Below are 25510 nucleotides of genomic sequence, written 5' to 3' on the forward strand. Positions count from 1 at the left end.
GGTCCGGCGGGATCCGGACCGGCGGCGGGTTCCGGACCTGTGGGTTCCGGACCGGCGGACGGGGGGCGGGCGGCCGGGGCGGCGCGGAGGCTCCTCGCCACCGGCTATCCGCGGTACGTGGCGGGCAAGCTGGCCGGAGCGGCCGTGTCCCTGCTCGCCGTCCTCGTCACCAGTTTCTTCCTCTTCCGGTTGATCCCGGGCGACCCGGTGAAGTTCATGACCGGCGGGCGTCCGGTCTCGGCGGAGCAGATCGCCGTCTACCGGCGGGAGTTCGGGCTCGACCTGCCGCTGTGGGAGCAGTTCACGCACTACTGCGGCAAGGCCCTCACCGGCGACCTCGGGACGTCGTACCAGTTCCGGGCGCCCGTCGTCGACAAGATCACCGAGGCGCTGCCCAACACCCTGCTGCTCACCGGCACGGCCTTCGTGCTCTACACCGCGCTGGGCGTCTTCCTCGGCACCCGCTCGGCGTGGCGGCACGGCAAGCTCGGGGACCGTGTCCACACCGGGCTGGCGCTGACGTTGTACTCCATCCCGTCGTTCTGGCTGGGTCTGCTGCTCATCATCGTCCTGTCGGTCGGCGTGGGCCCGGTCCCGGGCCTGTTCCCGACCGGCGGCATGGAGTCGGGCGGCAAGGAGGGCTTCGCCTACGTCCTCGACGTCGTCCACCATCTCGTGCTGCCGGTGGTGACGCTGGTCGCGGTCGAGTACGGGCAGACCCTGCTGGTCACCCGGTCGGCGCTGCTGGACGAGATGGGCAGCGACTATCTGACGACCGCGCGGGCGAAGGGGCTGCGCGACGATCTCGTACGGCGCCGGCACGCCGTGCCGAACGCGCTGCTGCCGACCGTGACGCTGATCTTCGTCAACCTGGGCCGGACCGTGGCCGGTGTCATCCTCGTCGAGACGGTCTTCTCCTGGCCGGGGCTCGGCGGGCTGTTCTACCAGGCGCTGAGCGTGCCCGATCTCCCGCTGGTGCAGGGGCTGTTCTTCGTCTTCGCCGCGGCGGTGATCGTGATGAACACCCTCGCCGACCTGCTGTATCCGCTGCTCGATCCGAGGGTGGGCCGATGACCGCCGAGACCACCGAAGCCGCCGAACCCGCCGATCCCGCCGGAAGCCCCGGGGGCACCGGGGACACGGGGAGCCCCGTAAACGCCGGGAGCGCCGGAAAGAAGCCAGCGGCGCTCGGACCCAGCGCGCTCGCCCGGCGGCGCCGCCGCGCCTCCGCCGCACGCTTCTGGAAGGAGTACCGCAAGCACCGCGCGGGCGTGTTCGGCCTCGCCGCGCTCGTACTGTTCGCGCTCGTCGCGCTGACCGCGCCGCTGACCGTCGGGTCGGACGTGGACAGCGTGACCGACGCGCCGGGGCAGCCGTTGCAGGGCCCGAGCGGCCACTTCCCCCTCGGCACCGACCAGTTCGGGCGGAACCTGCTGGGGCTGCTCGTCTGGGGCTCGCGCGTCTCCCTGCTGGTCGGGCTGCTCGCCGCCGTGCTGTCCGTGGCGATCGGCGCGCTCATCGGGGTCACGGCGGGGCACTTCCGCGGCTGGTACGCCACGGTGATGATGCGGGTCACGGACTGGTTCCTGGTGATGCCGACCCTGGTGCTCGCCATCGCGCTCGCGACCGTCCTGTCCCGCTCCCTCGGCACGATCGTGCTGGCGATCGGCGTGACCACCTGGCCCACGACGGCCCGGCTGGTGCGGGCGCAGACGCTGGCGGTGGAGTCACGGCCGTACATCGAACGCGCGAAGGCGCTCGGCGGCGGGCACTGGCACGTCATGTCCCGGCACGTGCTGCCCAACGTCATGCCGCTGGTCCTCGCCCAGACGACCCTGATCATCTCCTCCGCGATCCTGGCCGAGGCGACGCTGGCCTTCCTCGGACTCGGGGACCCGACGGTGGTGTCCTGGGGCGGGCTGCTGCAGGACGCGCGGGAGGCGGGGGCGGTCAGCTCCGGCGACTGGTGGTACCTGGTGCCGCCGGGCATCGCGATCGCCGTCGTGGCGCTGGCGTTCACGCTGTGCGGACGTGCCGTGGAAGCCGTTCTCAACCCCAGGCTGGGGGTGGCCCGTTGAGCCTCCTGGAGGTCCGGGACCTGCACGTGACGTATCCCGGCGGTGCCACCGCCGTACGCGGCGTCGACCTGTCCCTCGGCGCGGGCGAGAAGCTCGGCATCGCGGGCGAGTCCGGCTGCGGCAAGTCCACGCTGGCGCTGTCTCTGCTGCGGCTGCTGCCCGCCGGGGCCCGTACCGGCGGGGAGATCCTGCTGGACGGCGAGGACGTGCTGGCGATGAAGTGGGGCCGGGTGCGGGCGGTGCGCTGGGCCGGGGCGTCGATCGTCTTCCAGGGCGCGATGCACTCGCTGAACGCCGTGCACCGCGTCGGCGACCAGATCGCCGAGCCGATCCTGCTGCACCGCAGGGCGAGCCCCGCCGGCGCCAGGAAGCGGGCCGGTGAGCTGCTGGAGCAGGTGGGACTGCCGGCGGCGCGCGCGTCCGCGTACCCGCACGAGCTGTCCGGCGGCCAGCGGCAGCGCGTGATGATCGCGATGGCGCTGGCCTGCGACCCGCGTCTGATCATCGCCGACGAGCCCACCACCGCGCTGGACGTGATGATCCAGGCCCAGATCCTGCGCCTGATCGAGGAGTTGGTCAGCGAGCAGGACGTGGGCCTGATCATGATCAGCCACGACCTGGCCGTACTGGCCGACACCTGCGACCGGCTCGCGGTGATGTACGCCGGCCGGGTCGTCGAGGAGGGCCCGGCCCGGCAGGTCTACGAGGACGCCCGGCACCCCTACGGCAAGGCCCTGTCGGGGGCGTTCCCCCGGATCGGCGACCCGGGCTCGCGGTTCGCCCCGCGCGGTCTGCCCGGTGACCCGCCCGATCCGGCGGCGGTGCCGCCCGGGTGCGCGTTCCACCCGCGGTGCCCGGTCGCCCTGGACGTCTGCGCGACGCAGGACCAGGCCCTGCGGGCGGCGGGTGCGGACCGGCGGGCGGCGTGTGTGCACGTCGGGGCCGGGGACGGCGACGGGGAGACACCTGGCGGCGCGGCGTCCACGCGTTCCGCACCGTCTGAGCGGTCCGCGCAGTCCGGGCAGTCCGCGCAGGACACGCAGTCCACGCAGGACGCGCAGGACGAGGAAGTGAGGAGCAGTACCGCATGACGACCACCCCGCCCCCGCTGCTGAGCGTCGCGGGGCTGCACGTCACCTTCCCCGGCCGGCACGGCGCGCCGACCGCCCGGGCCGTGGACGGCGTGGACCTCGACATCCGGCCGGGCGAGATCGTGGCGCTGGTCGGCGAGTCGGGCTGCGGCAAGACGACGCTGGCCCGTTCGCTGCTCGGCCTGGTCCCGCCGACCGCGGGCCGCGTCACCTTCGACGGCGCACCGCTCGACCACTCCGCCCGCGCCCTGAAGGCGTACCGCAAGCGGGCCCAGCTGGTCCTCCAGGACCCGAGCGGCTCGCTCAACCCGCGGCACACGGTGTACGACGCCGTCGCCGAGGGCCTGCGCATCCACGGGTACGCGGGCGACGAACGGGCCGCGGTGGCCGAGGCCCTGTCCCGCGCCGGGCTGCGCCCGCCGGAGCGGTTCTTCCTGCGCTATCCGCACGAGCTGTCCGGCGGCCAGCGCCAGCGGGTCGTCATCGCGGGTGCGCTGGTCCTGGAACCGGAACTGCTCGTCGCCGACGAACCGGTGGCCTCCCTCGACGCGTCCGTGCGCGGCGAGATCCTGGCGCTGCTGCTGCGGCTGCGCACCGAACTCGGCCTCTCCGCGCTGGTGGTGACCCATGACCTGGGGCTGGCATGGAACATCGCCGACCGCGTGGCGGTGATGTATCTCGGGCGGATCGTGGAGACGGGCGACGTGGAACAGGTGCTGACCGCGCCCCGGCACCCTTACACCCAGGCCCTGCTGTCCGTGCTGCCGGAAGCGCCCGGCACCCCGGTCGTCCTCACCGGTGAGCCCCCGGACCCGTCCCGTATCCCCGGTGGCTGCCGCTTCCACGCCCGCTGCCAGATCCTGGCCGGCGGCGAGGCGGCACGCGCCGGGGTAGCCGACGCGTGCCGGAGCGAGGACCTGGAGATCCTGCACGGCGGCGCCGAGACCCAGGTCGCCTGCCACTGGGCCCGGGCACGGACGGAAGGGGCGGCGTCGGGAGCCGCGGACGGCGCGGGGGCGGCGACGACGGCGACGGCAGCGTCAGCGGACTGACCGCGACGCGGGGGCACGGCCGCGTGCTCCTCCGGTACGGCCGACCGCCGGGCTGTCGGCCGGCTCACGCACCGGCCACCGGACTGCCTGCGGACGGACTACCCAGGGACGGACTACCCGTCGACGGACCACCGGACGTCCGGTCACCGGCCCACCGGACGTCCGGCGGCCGTGCGACGCCCACCGGTCAGCCGGCCTGCGGGTCAGCCGGGCCGTGCGTCAGCGCTGCTGCTCGTCCGCCGCGATGATCTCGCGGCACTTCTTGACGTCCTCGGACATCGTCTGCAGCAGGGCGTCCAGCGAGTCGAACCTGGCCTGGCCGCGGACGAAGGCCAGGAAGTCGACGGCGACGTGCAGACCGTACAGGTCGAGGCCGACGCGGTCGATCGCGTACGCCTCGACGGTGCGCTCGGTGCCGTCGAACTGCGGGTTCGTGCCGACGGAGACGGCGGCCGGCATCACCTCGCCCTGGGCGTGGAGGTAACCGGCGTAGACGCCGTCGGCGGGGATCGCGGTGTGCGGGAGCGTCTCGACGTTGGCCGTGGGGAAGCCCAGTTCGCGGCCCCGCTGGGCACCACGGACCACCACGCCCTCCACCCGGTGCGGGCGGCCGAGGATCTCGCGGGCGCCCGTGACGTCGCCCTCGGCGACCAGACGGCGGGTCAGCGTCGAGGAGAACGGCTGGCCGCCGCCCGCCTCACCGGTGACGTACAGGTCGACGACCTCGACCTCGAAGTCGTGGAGCTTGCCCTGCTCGACGAGGAAGTCGACGTTCCCGGCGGCCCGGTGGCCGAAGCGGAAGTTCGGGCCCTCGACGACCGCCTTGGCGTGCAGCTTGTCGACCAGCACCTTGACGACGAAGTCGGCCGGGGACAGCTGCGAGAACTCGGTGGTGAAGGGCAGGACGAGGACCGCGTCCACGCCCAGCTCGGCCATCAGCTCGGCACGGCGGTGGTGGGGGGCGAGCAGCGGCGGGTGACTGCCGGGGCGCACGACCTCGCTGGGGTGCGGGTCGAAGGTGACGACGACGGAGGGCACCCCCAGCTCGCGGGCGCGGTTCACGGCGTGCTCGATGATGAGCTGGTGGCCGCGGTGGACTCCGTCGTACGAGCCGATGGTGACGACGCTGCGCCCCCAGTCCTGGGGGATGTCCTCCAAGCCACGCCAGCGCTGCACTGTGACCGCTCCTCGTCGAACCCGTGTCCGTGTTGCCTAGATGCCGTCGTCTAGGTCGGCTTGCTGCCTTGTCCGCAGGTCTAAGGGTGCCATGCCGCGCGTTCCGCGCCCGCATCGGCATGGACGCTGTGACCGGGCGCACGTACCCGGACGGGGTGACCGGACCACGCTCCCGCACTCCGTCCACCTGCCCCTCCTCGCGCCCCGCCCCGGACGCCGTCAGACGGGGACCACCGCCCCGGCCAGGTTCTCGATCGCGCGTCGGGCGCTGGGGCCCACGACGGCGGCCCAGTCGTACGGGGCTCCGGTGAGCCATCCGGCCACGCGTGCGGCGAAGCCGGGGACGTGCCGGGCCAGCTCCACGAGCGCGCGGTCGAACACGGCCGCGCCCTCCGGGGTGCGGACGAGCAGCAGGCCGACCCGGTGCACGAGGTGCCCCAGATCCTCGTCGGCGTTCGGCGCGGCGGCGCGCAGCACCGCGTCGAGCACGGCCGGGTCGCTCTCGTGGGCGAGCAGGAGGTCGAGGAGTTCCCGGCGCAGCGCCCGGGAGGCCGGGAGGCCGGGAGCGACCAGCATCCCGCCGAGCGCCGACCGCAGCGCTGCCGGGCAACCGCTCTCCAGGAGCCCGCTGACCAGGGGGAACAGCACCGAACGGGCGTCCGGCCCCAAGCACAGCCGCCGGTCGACGCAGGCGGCCACGGCCTCCGCGGTGTCCGGTCGCCGCGCCACCGCCTCGCGGACGACGGCGGCGACGCGGCGGGCGAGGGCGGGCGTGGTGACCTCGGTGAGGGTCCGCAGTGTCTCCCCGGCGTCGGGGCCGTGCCGCAGCCGTTCCCCGAAGGCGGTCAGGACCGTCTCGGGGTGGGTGGCGAGAGCGGGGGCCAGCGCGCTCGGCGGGAGCTGGGCGTCGCCGGTCGCGAAGTGCCGCAGCGCCTGCGGCAGATGGCGGGCGCGCGCGGCGGGGTCCGCGACGAGGAGGGCGAGCGCGCGGCCGTGCAGTGCGGTGTCGGCGGGGCGGGCGAGGACGGCGAGGGCGGCGCGGCACAGCAGTTCGCGGTCGGTCCGGGTCCGCGCGTGGGGGGCGGTGCGCAGGCCCTGCTCGACCGCCGTCGTGCGGCGGTCCTGGCGTTCGTCGCGCGCCCACCGGTCGACGGCCCGGCACAGCGCGGACGGTTCCTCCTCGGCGAGCGCGGTCAGCAGTTCGGCGGCCCGCGGGTGCGCGCAGTCGGCAAGGGTGTCGGCGAGGTCGTCGGGGGCGCGGTGCCGGTGGGCGTAGAGCAGCGCCTGGGCGGCCGTGGCCACGGTGGCCCGCGGGGCCGCGGGCAGGGGCCGCTCGTCGTCGAACCAGCGGGTGAGGTGCGGTCCCACGGCAGCCGGGTCGGCGGTGAGGAGGCGCGCGAGGGCGTCGAGGTAGCGGGGCGGGCGCGGGGCGCGGGAAGCGCGGGCCCGCGTGCGGAGAGGGGGCACGGCCGGGGCGGCTGCTTCGGCACGGGTGAGGGGCGTGCCGGGCGAGTCGGGCGGCTCCCGCGTCGGATCGTCGGCGACGAGGAGGCGCCTGAGCAGGTCGCAGCGGTCGGTGACCGGCAGGTGCAGCGCGGTCCAGAAGGCGGGTCCGAAGCCGCCGGGCACGGGCAGGCCGCACTCCCGCCAGACGCCGAGCCGGTCGGCGAGCAGCCGCAGCACACCGGCGTACGGCGTCGCGTCTGGGACGCGCAGGAGGACCGCGGCGAGCAGCCGCGACGCCCACCAGGAGTGCGGGTCACCGTCCAGGGCGCACAGCAGTTCCTCGAGCCGGACGGCGAGCCGGCGCGTGCCGTGGTGGCGGGCCAGCAGGAGCAGGGCCTGGACGACCGGGCCGATGCGGTGGTGCGGGACGGGCCGGGGGCGGCGCGGTTCACCGGGAACGTGCCGCCGGTGGACCAGGACGCGCAGGGCTTCGTCCAGGTCGAGGTGGGCGCCCTGGATCCAGTCGGCGAGTTCCTCGTGGGCGAAGCGGTAGCCGTCGCCGGCCGGGACGAGAAGGCCCTCGGTGAGGACGGCGGACGCCCAGCCGGTGCCGCCGCCGAGACGGGCGGGGGCCGGCCCCCACGGGAACACCTCTTCGAACGTCGCCCGGTCCAGTCCGCCCGGGCCGGGGCCGAGACTGCGGCGGGCGGCCTCGTGCACCTGGCCGGAGACCCTGGCCGCGAGGCGGCGGACCGCTGTGCCGCGCAGGTCGTTCTCCGCGGCGAGACGGACCGCGACGCGCAGGCACATCAGGTCCAGGTGGGCCGCGAGGACGTCGGTACGGTCCAGGCGGGGGTGGCCGCCGGTGCCGGGCAGGGCCGCGCGCACCTCGGCCAGGAGCCGGAGGGTGAGCGGGTGCCGGGCGTCGGCCTCGGCCAGGGCGCCGTCCGGGACGCCGTACCGGGCGCGGGCCTCACGCGCCTCCTCCGGCCGCAGGTCGCCGAGGAGCAGACAGGGCGGCGGGAGGCCGGGCAGGCAGGCCCGGCCCTCCGCTTCCTCGGCGCCCTCCGCATCCTCACGGCCCTCCGCGCCCCCGACGCCTCCCGAGCCCCCGATGCCCTCGGCACACTCGGGGCCCTGCGTGCCCGTGATGCCCTCGGCACACTCGGGACCCAGCCTCCCACCGGTGCCCTCGGCATACTCAGGACCCTGCGCACCCGTGGTGCCCCCGGCACCCCCGTGGCCTTCCGCACCCTCGATGCCCGCCGCGCCCCCGTTGCGCTCGGCACCCCCGGTGCCCTGCGTACCCGGGGCCTCCCGCAACCGGCCTGCGTGCTCGGCGGGGCCCGGCTCCCCGGCGCGCCCGCCCGCCTCCGGTCCGGTCGGCAGGTGCAGCAGATCCGGCGGGAACAACGCCCCCGCTCCCTCCCAGTACTCGTCCCGGCACGCCACCACCAGCCGCGCTCCCGTGGCACGCAGCCACCGCGCGGTCGCCCCGGTCCACTCGGCGAGCCGTCGGGCGAGGACGGCCGGCATCTCCTCGGGGCCGTCCAGCAGGACCAGCAGCGGGCGTCCGTGGGCGCGGGCGAGACGGGCGACGCGCTCCGGGGTGAGGTCGGTGAGGTCGGTCGGCAGCGGTGCCCGGGCGGCCGACACGATCCGGGCGGCGCGGTCCAGCGCCCGGGCCGCCGCGTCCGCCACCGAGGCGTCGGCGCCCTCCAGGTCGGCCCCGCGCAGCCAGAGGGTGGGGGCGGGGGCGTCTCCCCGGGCGCGGCGCCCGGCCAGCGCCGCGAGTTCGGTGGTACGGCCGCTGCCGGGCGCCCCCACGAGGCCCAGCACGGCGGCCGGGCCGTGCCCGAACGCCTCCAGCTCCCGCAGCACGTAGGCCCGTTCGACCGGCCCCCGGGTCCGGCCGCTCGCCGGGCCCGGCCGGACGGTCACCGGGTCGGGCCCGGCGGCCGGCGGGCCGGACACAGCCGTCACCGGACCGGTCAGGACGGTGGCCGAGCCCGCCAGGACGGTAGCCGGACCCCCCGGGACGGCTTCCGAGCCCATCGAAGCGCCCCCGGGCCCTGCCAGGACGGTCGCCGGGGCGGGCGCGTGGTCCGGCAGGGCGCCGCGGGGCGCATCCTGCGCCACGGAGGTGGCCGTCAGTTCCAGAACACCCGCCACGTTGAGATCGGGGCCGTAGGCGGGCACGGTGGCCGCGTTGCGGGCGAGCAGCTCGGTCAGGGGGCCGTCGTCGCACGGCAGCGGCACGGCGAACCCGGCGCCCCCGGTGCCGGACCGCAGGGCCGTGCCGAGGACGCCGACCACGGCGCCGGTCTCCAGGTCGAGCACCGGGCCCCCCGCCGCCCCACCGCCCGGCCGGAGCGCGTCGCGGCCCGCCGTGCCGATGGCCAGTTCGAGGACGCCGGGCAGGAGGTGGCAGCGGTCCGCAGCAGAGTAGGTCACGGCGGTCGTGCCCAGTACGCGGGCCTCGCGCCAGCCCCCGGCGGGGAACCGTACGTACTGTCCCGGCCGGACCCGGCCGCGCACCGACACGGGCAGCGGGGGCACGTCCAGGCCCTCGGTCCGTACGAGGGCGAGGCCCAGCCCGGGCAGCGGGGTCACCGCGGCGGAGGTCACCACGCAGGAGCGGTCGTCCGCGCCCGGGGTGTGCAGCACGAGGCGGGTGAGGCCGTCGACGGCCTCGTGGCTGGTGATCACCGTGCCACGGTGGTCGGCGGCGAAGCCGGTGCCGCGGGGGCGCCCCGCCGGGTCGCGGACGCACACCAGGGCGCCCTCCAGGAGGCGGTCGCGGGCCCCGGTGGTGGCCAGGTGGACCGACTGGCGGGCCGCCGCCGCGTCGTACGGCTCGGCGCACGCCGGTGCCCTCAGGGCGGCCCGACCGCCGCCGCTCCTGACGGCGGGAGCATCGGCGGGCGTCTCGGCGGGCGGCCGGCTCCCCCGGCCGTGCGCGGCCGTCGGCCGCGGGGCCCCTGCTCCCATGGTCGGACCTCCCCGCCGTGCCGTCGTGCAACCTGTCCATGCTCTGCCTGACCTCGACGGTAGGCACGGAACGATCAGCGGGGAAGATCGCGAGGCGAACGCGCCCCCCTGCGCTCCCTTCGTTCACTCCGAGCGCCTGCACGGTCGGGTGAATAGCCGGGGGTCGTCGGATACACCCTAGGAGTGGGGGAACCGAGGGGGGACCGTGGAGCGGCGGCCGGGGAACACCCCGTGTCCGCCGCCGCCGCTCCACGGGCGACCGGGTCAGCCGAAGACGGCCAGGCTCTTGGCCTTGCCCCGCTGGTCCTCCACGAGCGCGAGGAAGCGTCCCTCGGGGTCGAAGACGGCGACGGGGCCCGCGCCCGCGTACTCCTCGGGCATCTCCAGGCGCACGCCGTTGGTGAGCAGCCGGGCCCGCCGGGTGTCGACGTTCCAGCGGGGGAAGGCGGCGGTGGCGGCGTCGGCGACCGGCATGACGGTCAGCTCCTGCTGGAGCTGGTCGAGCGTCCTTGCGGCGTCCAGCTTGTAGGGGCCCACGCGGGTGCGCCGCAGCGCCGTGAGGTGGCCGCCGACACCGAGGTCGGCGCCCAGGTCGCGGGCGAGGGCGCGGATGTAGGTGCCCGAGGAGCAGACCACCGAGACCACCAGGTCGAGCACGGGGGTGCCGTCCTCGGCGACGGCCTCGCGCACGTCGTACACCTGGAAGGAGGAGACGGTCACCGGCCGGGCCGGGATCTCGAACTCCTCGCCCTCGCGGGCCCGCTTGTACGACCGCACGCCGTTGATCTTGATGGCGCTGACCTTGGACGGCACCTGCATGATGTCGCCGGTCAGCTTGGCCACGGCGGTGTCGACGGCCTCGCGGGTGACCCCTGAGGCATCGGCGGAGGAGGTGATCTCCCCTTCGGCGTCGTCGGTGAGCGTGTTCTGGCCGAGCCGGACGGTGCCGACGTACTCCTTCTCGGTCAGGGCGAGGTGCCCGAGGAGCTTGGTGGCCTTCTCCACGCCGAGGACGAGGACCCCGGTCGCCATGGGGTCGAGGGTGCCGGCGTGGCCGACGCGGCGGGTCTTAGCGATGCCGCGCATCTTGGCCACGACGTCGTGCGAGGTGAAGCCCGACGGCTTGTCGACGATGACGAGGCCGTCGGGCGGGGTGGGCTTGCTGGTCATTCGGTGCTGTCGTCCGTCTCGTCGGCGTCGTCCTCGGAGCCCGGCTTGCGGTACGGGTCCGCGCCGGCGGCGTAAGCGGCGCCCGCGGACGCCTCCCGCACCTTGGCGTCGGACTGGCGTGCCTTGTCGAGCAGGTCCTCGATGGTCCGGGCGGTGTCCGGGAGGGCGTCCGCGACGAAGGTGAGGGTCGGGGTGAACTTCACCCCGGCCGCCCGGCCGACCTCGGAGCGCAGGATGCCCTTGGCGCTCTCCAGGCCGGCCGCCGCGGCCGCGCGCTCCTCGTCGTCTCCGTAGACCGTGTAGAAGACGGTCGCCTCCCGCAGGTCGCCCGTGACCCTGGTGTCCGTGATGGTGACGTGCGAGCCGAGCCGCGGGTCCTTGATCCCGCGCTGCAGCTTCTGGGCCACCACCTCTCGGATGAGGTCCGCCAGCCTTTTCGCCCGCGCGTTGTCGGCCACTGGTCCGTCTCCCGTTCTTTTCTCTTCTACGTTCTGTGGTGTGGTGCCATGGGGTGCGGTCCGCCGTGCCGCTAGCCGTCGTCCTCGCCGTGGAAGCGCCGCCTGACGGACAGCAGCTCCACTTCGGGACGCCCGGCGACCAGCCGCTCGCACCGGTCCAGTACGTCGGTCAGGTGTGTCGCGTCGCCCGAGACCGCGGCGAGGCCGATGACGGCTCGCCGGTGGAGGTTCATGTGGTCCACCTCGGCCACGCTCACCGCGTACTTGCGCTGGAGCTCGGCGACGATCGGGCGGACGACGGAGCGCTTCTCCTTCAGCGAGTGGACGTCGCCGAGGAGGAGGTCGAAGGACAGAGTCCCCACGTACATGTGTGTCCGGGTTGCCCGCCGGTACGGGGTCGATGGTCCTGCCTTCGATACGGGCAGGGACATCAAGAACGGTACCCCGAACCCGGCGGTGGCTCGACGGGGTTTCCCGCCCGCCCGCCCGGCCGGAGCGGTGCGCCGTGGGGCCCGACACGGCGCACCGGCCGACGGGAAGCAGTCCCGTCGGCCGGTGCGCGCGCTGCGTGGGGTGTTACACCCGCGGCTTCTCGCGCATCTCGTACGTCGCGATGACGTCGTCGACCTTGATGTCGTTGAAGTTTCCGAGGTTGATACCGCCCTCGAAGCCTTCGCGGATCTCGGTGACGTCGTCCTTGAAGCGACGCAGGCCCTCGATGTTGAGGTTCTCCGCGATGACCTTGCCATCGCGCAGGAGCCGGGCCTTGGTGTTGCGCTTGACCTCGCCGGATCGGATGAGGACACCCGCGATGTTGCCCAGCTTGGACGACTTGAAGACCTCGCGGATCTCCGCCGTGCCCAGCTCGACCTCTTCGTACTCCGGCTTGAGCATGCCCTTGAGGGCCGCCTCGATCTCCTCGATCGCCTGGTAGATGACCGAGTAGTACCGGACGTCCACGCCTTCGCGCTCGGCCATCTGCTGCGCACGGCCGACCGCGCGCACGTTGAAGCCGATCACGATGGCGTCGGAGCCCATCGCCAGGTCGATGTCGGACTCCGTGACCGCACCGACGCCGCGGTGCAGGACGCGGATGTCGACCTCTTCGCCGACGTCCAGCTGGAGCAGCGAGGACTCGAGGGCCTCGACGGAACCGGAAGCGTCACCCTTGATGATCAGGTTCAGCTGCTGGACCTCGCCGGCCTTGAGCACCTTGTCCAGGTCCTCCAGGGACACGCGGCGCGTGCGCTTGGCGAACGCGGCGTTGCGCTCACGGGCCGCGCGCTTCTCCGCGATCTGGCGGGCCGTACGGTCCTCCTCGACCACGATGAAGTTGTCACCCGCACCCGGGACGTTGGTCAGGCCCAGGACCTGGACCGGCGTCGACGGGCCGGCCTCGGCGACGTTGTTGCCGTTGTCGTCGAGCATGGCGCGCACGCGGCCGTAGGCGTCGCCCACCACCATCGTGTCGCCGACCCGCAGGGTGCCTCGCTGGACGAGGACCGTCGCCACGGCACCGCGGCCGCGGTCGAGACGGGACTCGATCGAGATGCCCTGCGCGTCCTGGTTCGGGTTGGCCCGCAGGTCGAGCGAGGCGTCGGCGGTCAGGACGACCGCTTCCAGCAGGCTGTCGATGTGCAGACCCTGCTTGGCGGAGATGTCGACGAACATGGTGTCGCCGCCGTACTCCTCGGCCACCAGGCCGTACTCGGTCAGCTGACCGCGCACCTTGGTCGGGTCCGCGCCCTCGACGTCGATCTTGTTGACCGCGACGACGATCGGCACGTCGGCCGCCTTGGCGTGGTTGAGCGCCTCGACCGTCTGCGGCATGACGCCGTCGTTGGCCGCGACGACCAGGATCGCGATGTCCGTCGACTTCGCACCACGGGCACGCATGGCGGTGAACGCCTCGTGACCCGGGGTGTCGATGAAGGTGATCGCGCGGTCCTCGCCGTTGACCTCGGTCGCGACCTGGTAGGCACCGATGTGCTGGGTGATGCCGCCGGCCTCGCCCGCGATGACGTTCGTCTTGCGGATGGCGTCGAGCAGTCGGGTCTTGCCGTGGTCGACGTGACCCATGACGGTGACCACCGGCGGGCGGACGACCAGGTCCTCCTCGGTGCCCTCGTCCTCGCCGAACTCCAGGTCGAAGGACTCGAGCAGCTCGCGGTCCTCCTCCTCGGGGCTGACGATCTGGACGTTGTAGTTCATCTCGCCGGCCAGGAGCTGCAGCGTCTCGTCGGAGACGGACTGCGTGGCCGTGACCATCTCGCCCAGGTTCATCATGACCGCGACGAGCGACGCCGGGTTGGCGTTGATCTTCTCGGCGAAGTCGGTGAGCGACGCGCCGCGGGAGAGACGGATGGTCTCGCCGTTGCCGCGCGGCAGCATCACGCCGCCGACGCTCGGGGCCTGCATGGCCTCGTACTCCTGGCGCCGCTGCCGCTTCGACTTGCGGCCACGACGCGCCGGACCGCCGGGACGGCCGAAGGCACCCTGCGTGCCGCCACGGCCACCGGGACCGCCCGGACGACCGCCGAAGCCGGGACGGCCACCGCCGCCGCCGAAGCCGCCGCCACCGGGGCCACCGCCACCGGGACGACCGGCGAAGCCGCCGCCGCCACCGGGACGACCGCCGCCGCCACCGCCCGGACGGCCGGCGAAGCCGCCGCCACCGGGACGACCGGCACCGCCGGGACGACCGGCACCGCCCGGACCGCGGCCGCCGGGGCCACCGCCGGGACGCGGGCCGGCAGCGGGACGCTGCGGCATCATGCCGGGGTTCGGACGCGGGCCGCCGGGACGGGGACCGCCCGGACCGCCCTGCGGGCGGGGCATCGAGCCCGGGGTCGGGCGCGGACCGCCCGGAGCCTGCGGACGCGGGCCGCCACCCTGGGCGCCGGCCCCCTGCGGACGGGGACCGCCGCCGGGAGCGCCGGGGCCGCCGGGCCGCTGGCCCTGCGGACGGGGCGCCTGCGGGCGCGCCATACCGGTGGAGCCACCGGAGGTGAAGGGGTTGTTGCCCGGACGCGGACCGGCCGGACGGGCGCCCGGACGCGCGGCCTGGCCGCCGGGACGCGGGGCGCCCTGGCCCGGACGGGCCTGACCCTGGCCACCGCCGCCGGGACGACCGCCGCCGGGCTTGGGAGCACCGGGACGCGCGCCACCGGGGCGCGGGCCCTGGGAGGCGGCCGGGGACGGAGCCGGGGCCGACGGCGGAGCGGTGAACTCCGGCGCGGCCGGCGCGGCCGGGGCCGGACGCGGGGCGGGCTTGGGACCCGGCACCGGACGCGGGCCGGGAGCGGCCGGCGCGGGAGCCGAGGGGGCCGCGGGCTGCTGCGCCGCGGCGGGCTTGGGGGCGGCCGGCGGCTTGGGCGCGGCCGGACGGTCCCCCACAGGCTTGACGCCGTGGGAGGGGCCCCCAGCCTGCGCCGGGGAGGGCGCCGGGGGCCTGGGGGCGGCCTTCTTCGGGGCACCCGGCTTGGCGGACCTGCCGCTGCCGTTGCCCTGCTGGAAGGCGTCAGTCAGTTTGCGTACTACGGGCGCCTCGATCGTCGAGGATGCCGATCGGACGAATTCACCGAGTTCCTGGAGCTTGGCCATGACGACCTTGCTCTCCACACCGAACTCCTTGGCGAGTTCGTATACCCGGACCTTAGCCACTTCGCTCCTTTGAGGTCCGGGTTGCGGCCGGACCGTCGCTAGTTCATGGGCGTACTCATCGCGTACTCATCGAGTGCTCATCGCAATCTCGACCTGCTTTCGACTCGCGAGGTACCAGGCCGCACGGGGGCTTCCGTACGACATGTCTTCCTACCGTGTTGCCTGTTCGGCAACTGTTGTCCGCTCGACGTACCGGCGCAACGCCTTTGTGTCGAGCGCTCCCGGGGCGCGCAACGCCCGCGTGAACGCCCGGCGGCGTACCGCCAGGTCGAGACAGACCAGGGCGGGGTGTACGTACGCACCCCGGCCGGGCAGCGTACCGCGAGGATCAGGGGCGCACTCGCCCTCGATCGCCACGGTCCGCAGCAGATCCGTCTTGGCCGCTCGTTCCCGGCACCCCACACAGGTGCGCTCAGGGCATGCTCGGGCCTGCGTCCGGCCAGACACCCTTAAGTCTACCTCCCCGCGCACCCCTCACCCCTTTGGGGCAGGAATCGAACGGCCTGTTGTCGTGTTCGCAGCGCTGTGCGGTCCGGATCTATTCCCCGGCCTGCTCGGTGTCCGGCCGGATGTCGATGCGCCAGCCGGTGAGGCGGGCGGCGAGACGGGCGTTCTGGCCCTCCTTGCCGATCGCCAGGGAGAGCTGGTAGTCCGGCACGGTCACGCGGGCGGAGCGGGCCGCCAGGTCCACGACCTCCACCTTGGAGACGCGGGCCGGGGAGAGCGCGTTCGCCACCATCTCGGCCGGGTCGTCCGACCAGTCGACGATGTCGATCTTCTCGCCGTTCAGTTCGCCCATGACGTTGCGCACCCGGCCGCCCATGGGGCCGATGCAGGCACCCTTTGCGTTCAGGCCCGAACGGGTGGACCGCACAGCGATCTTCGTACGGTGACCGGCCTCACGGGCGATCGCCGAGATCTCGACGGAGCCGTCCGCGATCTCCGGCACCTCCAGGGCGAAGAGCTTCTTCACCAGGTTCGGGTGCGTACGCGAAAGGGTGACGGAGGGACCGCGCACGCCCTTGGCCACCCGGACCACGTACGACCGCAGGCGCATGCCGTGCGGGTACGTCTCGCCGGGCACCTGCTCCTGCACCGGCAGGATGGCCTCCAGCTTGCCGATGTCCACGAGGACGTTCTTCGGGTCGCGGCCCTGCTGGACCACGCCGGTGACGATGTCGCCCTCGCGCCCGGCGTACTCGCCGAGCGTCGCGTCGTCCTCGGCGTCGCGCAGCCGCTGCAGGATGACCTGCTTGGCGGTGGTGGCGGCGATACGGCCGAAGCCGGACGGGGTGTCGTCGAACTCGCGGGCCTCCTGGCCCTCCTCGAGGTCCTCGGGGTCCTCCTTCGCCCACACGGTCACGTGGCCGGTCTGCCGGTTCAGCTCCACGCGCGCGTGGCGGCGGCTTCCCTCGGTGCGGTGGTAGGCGATGAGGAGGGCCGACTCGATCGCCTCGACCAGCAGGTCGAAGGAGATCTCCTTCTCCCGCACCAAGCCCCGCAGGGCGCTCATGTCGATGTCCACGGCTACGCCTCCTCCTCTTCCTTCATGTCCTTCTTGACCTTGTCGTCCTTGCGGCTGAACTCGACCTGCACGCGCGCCCTGGCGACGTCCGGGAAGGCGACGCGGCGGGCCGTGGGCCTGCGGCCCTTGACCCCCGGCACTTCGAGGTCGAGTCCTTCGTCGTCGACGGCGACGATCCTGGCCACCAGCTCGCCGCCCTCGGACAGCTGGAACTTCACCAGGCGGCCCGTGGCGCGCACGTAGTGGCGGTGCTGCGTGAGGAGGCGCTCGGCGCCCGGGGTACCGACCTCGAGGGTGTACTCCCCGTCGCCCATCGCGTCCGTCTCGTCGAGCTTCGCCGAGAGCGCGCGGCTCACATCGGCGATCGCGTCCAGGTCCGCTCCGGTGTCGGAGTCGACGACGACGCGCAGCACCCGCTTGCGTCCTACGGAGTCCACGGCGATCTCTTCGAGATCCAGCCCCTCGGAGGTGACGAGCGGTTCCAGCAGTTCCCGCAGCCTCTCGCTCTGGGTGGTGCTCATCCGGGTGACTCCTCGGCCGCGTGTGCTGTTGTGGGACGGTTCGCGTGTCTGGTCAAAGGGTATCCGGTCGCAGGGGGTGTTGCCGTCCACCTGGGCGAGGGTGGTGCCGCTGAGTCGTGCCCGGGGCACGCGCGGGTACGGTGATCACGGGCGAGCCGCCCCTCCCGTTTTCCGTACGTACGCACCCGAGGACGTCTGCCGTGCCGTTCCCCTCACCCTCGCGGGCCCCCTCGGGCCCGCGCAGAAGGAGTCTGCTCGCCTCGGCGGCGGGGGCCGCCCTGCTCGCCGGGGGCTCCGCCTGCTCCGCCGGGAGCGACGGCTCCGGGTCCGTCGGCGGCGGCCCCTCGCTCGCCGACCGGGTCCGCGCCGCCGCGGCACGCGACAGCCAGGGGCTGGTGCGGCGCTACGACGCCGTCCTCGCCGCGCATCCGTCGCTGGCCGGACGGCTGGGGCCGCTGCGGGCGGAGGTCGTGCGGCACGTGGCGGCCTTCGGCGGTACGGACCGCTCCTCCCCCTCGGCCACAAACGCGCCGGGCTCCCCGGCCCCGGTCTCCCCGGCCGGCTCCAGGACCCCGACGGCCACGGCGACGGACGCCGTCCGGGCGGCGGCGGGAGCGACCGGGCCGGCCGCTCCTCCCGGTCCCGCCGGGGCCACCGTCCCGGCGGGCGAGAAGGACGCGCGCGCGGGGCTCGCCGCCGCGGAGCGGTCGCTCGCCGACCGCCGCACCGAGGCGCTGCTCCAGGTGCCCGGCGAACTGGCGCGGCTGCTGGCCTCGGTGGCGGCGGCCGGATCGGTGCACGCGTACCTGCTGACGGAGGGGGACAAGTGAGCGGGGCGACGGCGGACCGGGAGGTCCGTGCCCTCCAGGCGGCGCTGGCCGCGGAGCACGCGGCGGTGTACGGCTACGGCGTCGTGGGCGGCCGGATCGGCGAACGGCGGCGCGGCCAGGCCCGGTCCGCGTACGACGCCCACCGGGCACGCCGCGACGCCCTGGTGCGCCAGGTCCGGGACCTGGGCGGCAGCCCGGTCGCCGCGGCGGCGGGCTATACGCTGCCGTTCCCCGTGCCGGACTCGGCCGCCGCGGTGCGCTTCGCCGCCGAACTGGAGGACCGGGTGGCCGGGGTCTACTCCGACCTGGTGCGGGCCTCGGCCGGGCAGCGCAGGCGGGACGCGGCCGGGGCGCTGCGCGAGGCGGCGGTCCGGGCGGCGCGCTGGCGCGGGGGGAGCGTAGCCTTCCCGGGGCTCGCCGAACGCGCCGCTGCCGGTGGCAGCCCGTCGGCGACCCCGAGGGCGTAGCGCGGCAGGCGCCCGGCGGCGGGGCCGGCCCGGCGTCCGCCCATGACGCGCGGAGACCGGCCGCTGAGAGCACGCGGACCACGGAGGCGGGGGAACGCGCCCGAACGCATCGGCACCACCCGAACCATCCACCGCGCAGGAAGGAAACACTCGCGCATGGCTTTCGAACCGCCGCGCCGTCTGGTGCGGGCGCTCGGCGAGACGGCACCGGACGGTGACGACTGGCTGGAGCAACTGCCCGCGCTGGCCGAACAGGCTGTAGCGCTGCGTGAGTTGACCGTCGAGCGGGTGCAGGTGCCCGGAGGGCGCAGCAGCCTGGTGGTGCTGGTCCGGACGGCACAGGGGACGCCGGCCGTACTGAAGCTCGCCCCGCCCCGGGCCCGGCCCGAGAGCGAGCGGGCGGCGCTCGCGCACTGGGGCGGCCGTGGTGCCGTACAGCTGCTGGAGCCGGCCGGGACGGGCGAGGGGGTGCTGCTGGTGGAGCGGCTGCATCCGGACGTGTCGGTGCGTTCGCTGCCCGAGGCACGCGCGCTGCTGGAGGCCGCGGGCACGCTGCGGCGCCTGTGGGTGGAGCCGCCCGACGCGCACCCGTTCGAGACGGTCGCGGGGCGGACGGCGCGGCAGGCGGAGGCGATGCGGGCGAGCGCGGAGCGCGACGCGGAGGTGGCCCCGCTGGTCGAGGCGGCGCTCGCGGCTCGGGAGGGGCTGCTGGCGGCGCCGCCCGAAGAGCGGTTGCTGCACGGCACCTTCCGGCAGAGCAAGGTGCTCGCCGGGGACCGGCTGCCGTGGCTGGCCGTGGGGCCGGATCCGGTGGTCGGCGAGGTCGCGTTCGATCTGGCCCGGCTGGTCCGCGACCGGGTGGAGGACTTGATCGCCTCACCGTCCGGGCCGGCCATCACGCGGCGCCGGATCAAACGGCTGGCGGAGTCGCTGGAGGTGGACCGGGAGCGGCTGGGCGGCTGGACCCTGTTCCGCGCCGTGGAGTCGGGTGTGCGGGCACGCCGGGTGGGCCGCCACCAGGACGCCGAACTGCTCCTGGAGTTCGCCGGCTGGCTCTGACCCGGCGAACACGCTCCGGGGCGTCGCAGCGGCCCTTCGGTACTCGCGGCGTCCGGGCACCGTGACCGCGCGGGCGGCCGGCGGCCGGCCCGCCGGGACGGGTCAGGCCCCTCCCGGGTGCGGGCGGGGCCTGACCTGCTGTTCCGTGAGGCTGCTGGACGCTATGCGGTGAGGCGGGCGATGGCCTCGTCGACCGTCAGTTCCTCGCGCTCGCCGGTGCGGCGGTCCTTGAGTTCGACGACGCCCTCGGCGGAGCGGCGGCCGGCGACGAGGATCTTGGGGACGCCGATCAGTTCGGCGTCCGTGAACTTCACGCCCGGGGAGACGCCGGCACGGTCGTCGACGAGGACGCGGACGCCGGCGGCGGCCAGCTTCCCGGAGACGTCGAGGGCCAGTTCGGTCTGGAGTGCCTTGCCCGCGGCGACCACGTGCACGTCGGCCGGGGCCACCTCGGCGGACCAGACCAGCCCGTGCTCGTCGGCGTGCTGCTCGGCGAGGGCCGCGACCGCGCGGGAGACGCCGATGCCGTAGGAGCCCATGGTGACGCGGACCGGCTTGCCGTTCTGGCCGAGGACGTCGAGCTTGAGGGCGTCGGTGTACTTGCGGCCGAGCTGGAAGATGTGGCCGATCTCGATGGCGCGGTCCAGCTTGAGGCCGGTGCCGCACTTCGGGCAGGGGTCGCCGTCCTGCACCACTACCACGTCCACGTACGCGTCGACCTCGAAGTCACGGCCGGCCACGACGTTCTTCGCGTGCGTGTGCTCCTTGTTGGCGCCGGTGATCCAGGCGGTGCCGGGGGCCACGCGCGGGTCGGCGATGTAGGTGACCTTCTCGCCCAGGCCCTGCGGGCCGACGTAGCCGCGCACCAGGTCGGGGCGGCCGGTGAAGTCCTCGGCGGTGACCAGTTCGACGGCGGCCGGGGCGAAGTGCGCCTCGACCTTGTCCATGTCGACCTCGCGGTCACCGGGGACGCCGACGGCGACGATCTCGCCGTCCACCTTCACGAGGAGGTTCTTCAGCGTGGCGGAGGCGGGGACGCCGAGGGAGGCGGCGAGGGTCTCGATGGTGGGGGTGTCCGGGGTCGGGATCTCCTCGGCCGCGGGCACGGCGGAGCCGTCCACCGGCTGCAGCTCGTAGGTGATCGCCTCGGTGTTGGCGGCGAAGTCGCAGTTGGGGCAGTCGGCGAAGGTGTCCTCGCCGGCCTCGGCCGGGGCGAGGAACTCCTCGGAGCGGGAGCCGCCCATGGCGCCGGCGGTGGCGGCGCAGATGCGGTAGTCGAGGCCGAGGCGCTCGAAGATGCGCTGGTAGGCCTGGCGGTGCAGGCCGTAGGACTCGGCGAGGCCCTCGTCGGTGGTGTCGAACGAGTAGGAGTCCTTCATCAGGAACTCCCGGCCGCGCAGGATGCCCGCACGCGGCCGGGCCTCGTCGCGGTACTTGCTCTGGATCTGGTAGAGGATGACCGGCAGGTCCTTGTAGGAGGACGCCTGGTCCTTCACCAGCAGGGTGAAGATCTCCTCGTGGGTCGGGCCGAGCAGGTAGTCGCCGCCCTTGCGGTCCTGGAGGCGGAACAGTTCGGCTCCGTACTCGTTCCAGCGGCCGGTCGCCTCGTACGGCTCCCTCGGCAGCAGGGCGGGCAGCAGCACCTCCTGGGCGCCGATGGCGTCCATCTCCTCACGGACGATCCGCTCGACGTTCGCGAGGACCTTCTTGCCCAGCGGCAGCCAGCTCCAGACGCCCGCGGCGGTGCGGCGGACGTAGCCGGCGCGGACCAGCAGCTTGTGGCTGAGGACCTCGGCGTCGGCCGGGTCGTCGCGCAGCGTCTTGGCCATCAACTGGGACATGCGCTGGACCGGTGCGTTCGCCATCGTTCTCGTACTCCTGCCGGGGATCGGTGATGGCTAGGAGGTTAGCCGGGCGGAAGGCGGCGGCGGTAATCGCCTCAGCGGCCGCCGGCCGGGCGGCGGCGCAGGGGCAGGGGGGCGCCCATCACGGCGTACGGCTTCGGGGCGCTGGGGAAGAGGACCTGCCGGGCCAGGTCGACGTACCCGAGGGAGTGGTAGAGGCCGCGGGCCGGGCTGTCGGTGTCGATCGCGGAGAGGATGGAGCGGGGCTCGGTGGCGCTGTCGGTGATGGTGGTGATCAGGGCGCGGCCGACGCCGCGGTTCTGGTGGCCGGGGTGGACGTGCAGTTCGGTGATGACGAAGGAGCCGTCGAGCCATTCCTCGTGTCCGCGGGCGCGCAGGTACGGCTCGACGACGGTGGACCACCAGTGGGTGCGGTCGTTGGGCATGCCGTAGACGAATCCGACCAGCCGTCCGCCTGTGGTGGCGCCCAGGGCGCGGGCGCCCGGGCACGTCATGTGGCGCAGGACGATCTGGCGGCGCATGGCGACCTCCTCGGCGCCGAGGCCGAAGGCGACGGCCTGGACGGCGAGTGCCTCGTCCACCCGCGCCGACAGGTCGAGGGGGCCGATCACGATGTCGGCGAAGCGGCCGGGGCCGTGACCGGGAAAGTGCGCCATGCCGGGGAGACTACCCGGCCCGCACCAGCCTCAGAACCGTACGGATGTGACGCCCGCGACAGCGGGCCCGGGAACCGCGACCGGGCACCGACTCCGGCTAGAACAGCACGCTCGTGAACGCGCCGGCCTCCTGGAAGCCCACGCGCAGATAGGTGCGCCGGGCCGCGGTGTTGAAGTCGTTGACGTAGAGGCTGGCCACGGGGGCCACGTCGGCCAGCGCGTAGCGCAGCACCGCGGCCATGCCGGGGGCGGCGAGCCCGCGGCCCCGGTACTCGGGGGCGACCCAGACGCCCTGGATCTGGCAGGCCCGGTCGGTCGCGGCGCCGATCTCGGCCTTGAACACCACCTTGCCGTGCTCGTCGATCCGGGCGAAGGAGCGGCCCGCGCCGACGAGTTCGGCGACCCGGGCCTGGTAGAGCAGGCCGCCGTCGCCGGCCATCGGGGAGACGCCGACCTCCTCGGTGAACATGGCCACGCACGCCGGCATGATCGTCTCCATCTCGTCCTTGCGGACGCGGCGGACGTAGGGATCGGCGGCGATGTCGGCGGGCATGCGGTCGGTGACCATGAGCGGCTGGCGGGCGCGGACCTCGCGGGCCGGTCCCCAGCTGGGTTCGAGCAGCCCCCACAACTGGGTGGTGGGTCCGGAGGGGCCGACGATGGAGGAGCAGCGGCGGCCGGCCCGCCGGGCGCGGTCCGCGAAGGCGCGCACGGCGCGCGGGGTGGCGCAGATCGGGACGAGGTTGGCGCCCGCGTAGCACAGGGACGTCAGCATGCCGCCCTCGTACCAGCCCCACATCTCGCCGCCGAGCCGCCAGGGGTCGAGGCCCGCGATCCGCACGCGGGAGGTCACGAAGGCGTTCGCGACCGGCTCGCGGTCGAGGACGGCGAGCGCCGCGTCCAGGTCGCTCGGTTCGAGCACCCGTGAGGTGGTCTGGGTCAACACGTGCGGGGCCTCACGCTGGGGTTTCGGCTGATCTCCGCACTGTACCCGCCGGATCCTGGCGGCGCCGCCCCCTGGGAAAGCCGGGCAACGGATGCCCCGATGTGTGGCAGTACAGGATGTTCTGGGTACCCCTTGTGTCAGGCACGGTCTGGCGAAAGCGGTGATCTACGGTGGCAGCACGCCGGGCGGCGGCCCGGGGCGACGCGGGGCAGGGCCCGTGAACGGGGCGGGCGTGGCCCGGGACCCCGACTTCCCGCGGGCGGTCCTGTGCGACCTGGGGACCGGTGTCTTCACCATCGACGCCGAGGGGCGCATCACCTTCGTCAACCCGTGGGCCGAGCGGCTGCTGGGCCACTCCGAGGCGGACATGCTCGGCCGGGACGCGCACGATCTGCTGCACCGCCGCGCCGACGGCGCCCCGGTGCCGCGGGAGCAGTGCGCCATGCGGACCCCGCTGACCGGCGGCCGCTCCGTCGAGGAGGGCTGCGAGGAGTACTTCCTGCGGGCCGACGGCTCCACCGTGCCGATCATCTGGACGACCACGTCCCTGCGGGTGGCCGGCCGCGCGGCGGGGCTGGTGGTGGTCTTCAACGACTTCGGCCCGCAGCGCGCGGCCGAGGAGCGGATGGCCGCGCACGCGGCGGCCCTGGAGGCGCTGACCGCCCGGCTGAACCTCCTGGCGGACGTCTCCTCGGTGCTGATGTCCGCGCTGGACGCCTCCGGGCGGTTGCGCAGGCTGCTGCAGCTGCTGGTGCCTGAACTGGGCGACTGGGCGGCGGTGGCCCTGCTCTCGGAGCGGACCGGGCTGCTGGAGCGGGTCGCCGTACGGTGTCCCGCGCGCCCGCGGCGGGCACGGCGGCTGGAGGGGGCACTGCCGCTGCTGTCGGCCGGGGCGCGGGCGTCGGTGGAGCGGGTCATGAGCGCCGACGATCCCGTGCTGCTGACCGCCGAGGGGCTGCGGGACCCGGACGCGCCGCTCGCCGCGACCCACGGCAAGCTCTTCGAGCGGCTGGGCGGCCACGCGGCCGTGGTGGTTCCGCTGCGCGCCCGCCGCAACCCCTACGGGATGCTGACCCTGGGCCGCGCGGCGGGCTCGCCCGCTCCCACGGAGGCGGAGGTGCGGCTGCTCTCCGACATCGGCCGCCGGGTGGGGCTGGTGCTGGACAACGCCCGGCTCTACCAGGAGCAGCGCAACGTCTCCGAGACCATGCAGCGCCAGTTGCTCGCCCCGCTCCCGCAGGTGGACCACCTGCGCATGGCCGCCCGCTATCTGCCCGCGCAGAGCGCCATGGAGATCGGCGGCGACTGGTACGACGCCTTCCTGCTCTCCGACGGCGTGATGGCGCTGGTGATCGGGGACGTCGTCGGTCATGACCTCCAGGCCGCCGCGCACATGGCCGAGGTCCGCAACATGCTGCGCGCGCTGGCGTGGGACCACGGCAAGCCGCCCAGTCTGATCATGTGCCGCCTGGACGAGGCGGTCACGAACACCAGCGACGCGCCGATGGCCACGCTCGTCTTCGCCCGGATCGAGGGTCCCGAGGGCGGTCCGTGGCGGATGAACTGGGTCAACGCGGGGCATCCGCCGCCCCTGCTGGTGACGAGGGACGGCGGGACCCGGTTCCTGACCGGCGGGCACGGCCCGCTGATCGGGATGAGCGCGGTGCTGCATCTGGGGCTGGACTGGCCGGACGCGTACGAGGACCTGCCGCCGGAGTCGACGCTCCTGCTCTACACGGACGGTCTGGTGGAGAGCCGCAACCGTCCCATCGACCTGGGGATGGCCAAGCTCCGCCACCATGCCTCCGTCCTGGCCCGGCGGACGACCGTGGAGACGGTGGACGACTTCTGCGACGAGCTGCTGGAACGCATCAGTCCCAGTGGCGACGACGTCGCCCTGCTCGCGCTGCATTTGCCTGCGAGGGGGGCGGGCGCCCCGGGCGACCGGGAACCGCCGCCGCCCCCGCAGTCCCCGTACGGCAGTCCGGCCGCGCCCGGCCGGGCGGCGCCGGGTTCTCTCCAGGAGGACGCCCCGGTGGCGGACCCCACTCGGGGGGTCACGGAGGAGGAGTGACACAGGGGTGCGGAGGTGCGGGGGGGTGCGGAAAGGGGGGGCGCGGCGGCTGTGGATGCGGCGGCCGGTCCGGCGGGGGCCGGGGCCGCGGCTCCTTCGTGGAGCGGGCCCGCTGCTGCCTGCGGGCTCAGCGCCCGGCCTCTTCGCGGACCGCGCTCAGTCCTCGGCTCCTTCGCGGGCCGCGCTCAGCCCTCGGCTCCTTCGCGGACCGGGTTCAGGTCCCGGCTCCGCCACGGACCGGGTTCAGCCCTCGGCTCCTTCGGCGGCCGGGCGGGCTCAGCCCGCGACGGAGATCTCCGGCTCTCCGGAGGCCACGCCGTCGGCCTCCATCTGCTCGGCGAGCTTCATCGCCTCTTCGATCAGGGTCTCCACGATCTTCGACTCGGGCACCGTCTTGATCACCTCGCCCTTGACGAAGATCTGCCCCTTGCCGTTGCCGGAC

Annotated in this window: 20 protein-coding genes and 1 pseudogene; 8 read left to right on the plus strand and 13 right to left on the minus strand. The window is 74.3% G+C overall.

Annotated features, from left to right (window positions below; translation table 11 throughout):
- Positions 1–39 precede the first annotated feature (39 nt).
- From ACFC02_RS33655 to ACFC02_RS33670, 4 genes are read left to right on the plus strand one after another with little or no spacing between them, the layout of a single operon-like run.
- Positions 40–1074: an ABC transporter permease gene (locus tag ACFC02_RS33655; RefSeq protein ID WP_376365585.1), complete on the plus strand. Its 1035-nt coding sequence runs from the start codon at positions 40–42 to the stop codon at positions 1072–1074.
- Positions 1071–2078, plus strand: a complete 1008-nt coding sequence (locus ACFC02_RS33660) for an ABC transporter permease (RefSeq protein WP_376365554.1) — start codon at positions 1071–1073, stop codon at positions 2076–2078. Before ACFC02_RS33655 ends, ACFC02_RS33660 begins: the two co-directional genes overlap by 4 nt.
- On the plus strand, positions 2075–3169 hold the full coding sequence (locus ACFC02_RS33665) for an ABC transporter ATP-binding protein (protein ID WP_376365556.1): 1095 nt from the start codon (positions 2075–2077) through the stop codon (positions 3167–3169). The genes ACFC02_RS33660 and ACFC02_RS33665 overlap by 4 nt, the downstream gene beginning before the upstream one ends.
- The gene (locus tag ACFC02_RS33670) at positions 3166–4221 is read left to right on the plus strand and encodes an ABC transporter ATP-binding protein (protein WP_376365558.1); all 1056 of its coding nucleotides are present in this window, start codon (positions 3166–3168) and stop codon (positions 4219–4221) included. Before ACFC02_RS33665 ends, ACFC02_RS33670 begins: the two co-directional genes overlap by 4 nt.
- A gap of 219 nt (positions 4222–4440) precedes the next feature.
- Here ACFC02_RS33670 and ACFC02_RS33675 read toward each other — a convergent pair whose 3' ends face one another.
- The 9 genes from ACFC02_RS33675 to rimP all read right to left on the minus strand — a co-directional run bounded on the left by ACFC02_RS33675 (position 4441) and on the right by rimP (position 17171).
- Positions 4441–5397, minus strand: coding sequence for a bifunctional riboflavin kinase/FAD synthetase (locus tag ACFC02_RS33675; protein WP_376365560.1), 957 nt, complete (start codon positions 5395–5397; stop codon positions 4441–4443).
- 219 nt (positions 5398–5616) lie between these two features.
- On the minus strand, positions 5617–9834 hold the full coding sequence (locus tag ACFC02_RS33680; protein ID WP_376365562.1) for a trypsin-like peptidase domain-containing protein: 4218 nt from the start codon (positions 9832–9834) through the stop codon (positions 5617–5619).
- 264 nt (positions 9835–10098) lie between these two features.
- The gene (truB, locus tag ACFC02_RS33685; protein WP_376365564.1) at positions 10099–11004 is read right to left on the minus strand and encodes a tRNA pseudouridine(55) synthase TruB; all 906 of its coding nucleotides are present in this window, start codon (positions 11002–11004) and stop codon (positions 10099–10101) included.
- Entirely contained in the window at positions 11001–11462 is a 462-nt protein-coding gene (gene rbfA / locus ACFC02_RS33690) for a 30S ribosome-binding factor RbfA (RefSeq protein ID WP_360978376.1), read from the minus strand. The genes truB and rbfA overlap by 4 nt, the downstream gene beginning before the upstream one ends.
- Before the next feature lie 71 nt (positions 11463–11533).
- A complete protein-coding gene (locus ACFC02_RS33695) occupies positions 11534–11830 on the minus strand; it encodes a DUF503 domain-containing protein (RefSeq protein ID WP_360978379.1) in 297 nt (98 codons plus the stop codon).
- Between the two features lie 208 nt (positions 11831–12038).
- Positions 12039–15125 (minus strand): translation initiation factor IF-2, encoded by a 3087-nt coding sequence (gene infB, locus ACFC02_RS33700; protein WP_376365566.1) that lies wholly within the window; start codon positions 15123–15125, stop codon positions 12039–12041.
- A gap of 150 nt (positions 15126–15275) precedes the next feature.
- On the minus strand, positions 15276–15572 hold the full coding sequence (locus ACFC02_RS33705; RefSeq protein ID WP_376365568.1) for a YlxR family protein: 297 nt from the start codon (positions 15570–15572) through the stop codon (positions 15276–15278).
- Positions 15573–15663: 91 nt separating this feature from the next.
- Positions 15664–16650: a transcription termination factor NusA gene (gene nusA / locus ACFC02_RS33710; RefSeq protein ID WP_376365569.1), complete on the minus strand. Its 987-nt coding sequence runs from the start codon at positions 16648–16650 to the stop codon at positions 15664–15666.
- Between the two features lie 2 nt (positions 16651–16652).
- Entirely contained in the window at positions 16653–17171 is a 519-nt protein-coding gene (gene rimP, locus ACFC02_RS33715; protein WP_376365571.1) for a ribosome maturation factor RimP, read from the minus strand.
- A gap of 200 nt (positions 17172–17371) precedes the next feature.
- Between rimP and ACFC02_RS33720 the strand changes: the two genes are divergently transcribed.
- The 3 genes from ACFC02_RS33720 (at position 17372) to ACFC02_RS33730 (ending at position 19527) form a co-directional block, all read left to right on the plus strand.
- The gene (locus tag ACFC02_RS33720; protein ID WP_376365573.1) at positions 17372–18001 is read left to right on the plus strand and encodes a hypothetical protein; all 630 of its coding nucleotides are present in this window, start codon (positions 17372–17374) and stop codon (positions 17999–18001) included.
- On the plus strand, positions 17998–18468 hold the full coding sequence (locus ACFC02_RS33725) for a ferritin-like domain-containing protein (RefSeq protein WP_376365574.1): 471 nt from the start codon (positions 17998–18000) through the stop codon (positions 18466–18468). Before ACFC02_RS33720 ends, ACFC02_RS33725 begins: the two co-directional genes overlap by 4 nt.
- Positions 18469–18624: 156 nt before the next feature.
- Positions 18625–19527, plus strand: coding sequence for an aminoglycoside phosphotransferase family protein (locus ACFC02_RS33730; protein ID WP_376365576.1), 903 nt, complete (start codon positions 18625–18627; stop codon positions 19525–19527).
- A 161-nt stretch (positions 19528–19688) separates the two neighbouring features.
- On the opposite strand, the gene ACFC02_RS33735 is transcribed toward ACFC02_RS33730, so the two are convergent.
- The 3 genes from ACFC02_RS33735 to ACFC02_RS33745 all read right to left on the minus strand — a co-directional run bounded on the left by ACFC02_RS33735 (position 19689) and on the right by ACFC02_RS33745 (position 22994).
- Positions 19689–21392, minus strand: a complete 1704-nt coding sequence (locus ACFC02_RS33735; protein ID WP_376365578.1) for a proline--tRNA ligase — start codon at positions 21390–21392, stop codon at positions 19689–19691.
- 74 nt (positions 21393–21466) lie between these two features.
- Positions 21467–22048 carry a GNAT family N-acetyltransferase gene (locus ACFC02_RS33740; RefSeq protein ID WP_376365580.1) on the minus strand — a complete coding sequence of 194 codons (582 nt, stop codon included), beginning with the start codon at positions 22046–22048 and terminating at the stop codon, positions 21467–21469.
- A gap of 97 nt (positions 22049–22145) precedes the next feature.
- A complete protein-coding gene (locus ACFC02_RS33745) occupies positions 22146–22994 on the minus strand; it encodes a GNAT family N-acetyltransferase (RefSeq protein WP_376365582.1) in 849 nt (282 codons plus the stop codon).
- Between the two features lie 217 nt (positions 22995–23211).
- On the opposite strand from ACFC02_RS33745, the gene ACFC02_RS33750 reads away from it, so the two are divergent.
- Positions 23212–25068 carry a SpoIIE family protein phosphatase gene (locus ACFC02_RS33750; RefSeq protein WP_376365584.1) on the plus strand — a complete coding sequence of 619 codons (1857 nt, stop codon included), beginning with the start codon at positions 23212–23214 and terminating at the stop codon, positions 25066–25068.
- Positions 25069–25344: 276 nt separating this feature from the next.
- Here ACFC02_RS33750 and ACFC02_RS33755 read toward each other — a convergent pair.
- Positions 25345–25510: pseudogene (locus tag ACFC02_RS33755) on the minus strand (4-hydroxy-3-methylbut-2-en-1-yl diphosphate synthase); the annotation flags it as partial.

This window comes from Streptomyces sp. NPDC056160 (assembly GCF_042268205.1).
In the GTDB taxonomy this organism is placed as follows: Bacteria; Actinomycetota; Actinomycetes; order Streptomycetales; family Streptomycetaceae; genus Streptomyces.

What these genes read in the sequence shown, in the direction of transcription:
- ACFC02_RS33660 (WP_376365554.1), top strand. Translation starts at nt 1,071, where the DNA reads ATGACCGCCGAGACCACCGAAGCCGCCGAACCCGCCGATCCCGCCGGA.
- ACFC02_RS33670 (WP_376365558.1), top strand. Translation starts at nt 3,166, where the DNA reads ATGACGACCACCCCGCCCCCGCTGCTGAGCGTCGCGGGGCTGCACGTC.
- ACFC02_RS33680 (WP_376365562.1), bottom strand. Translation starts at nt 9,834, where the DNA reads ATGGGAGCAGGGGCCCCGCGGCCGACGGCCGCGCACGGCCGGGGGAGC.
- truB (WP_376365564.1), bottom strand. Translation starts at nt 11,004, where the DNA reads ATGACCAGCAAGCCCACCCCGCCCGACGGCCTCGTCATCGTCGACAAG.
- ACFC02_RS33695 (WP_360978379.1), bottom strand. Translation starts at nt 11,830, where the DNA reads ATGTACGTGGGGACTCTGTCCTTCGACCTCCTCCTCGGCGACGTCCAC.
- rimP (WP_376365571.1), bottom strand. Translation starts at nt 17,171, where the DNA reads ATGAGCACCACCCAGAGCGAGAGGCTGCGGGAACTGCTGGAACCGCTC.
- ACFC02_RS33730 (WP_376365576.1), top strand. Translation starts at nt 18,625, where the DNA reads ATGGCTTTCGAACCGCCGCGCCGTCTGGTGCGGGCGCTCGGCGAGACG.
- ACFC02_RS33735 (WP_376365578.1), bottom strand. Translation starts at nt 21,392, where the DNA reads ATGGCGAACGCACCGGTCCAGCGCATGTCCCAGTTGATGGCCAAGACG.
- ACFC02_RS33740 (WP_376365580.1), bottom strand. Translation starts at nt 22,048, where the DNA reads ATGGCGCACTTTCCCGGTCACGGCCCCGGCCGCTTCGCCGACATCGTG.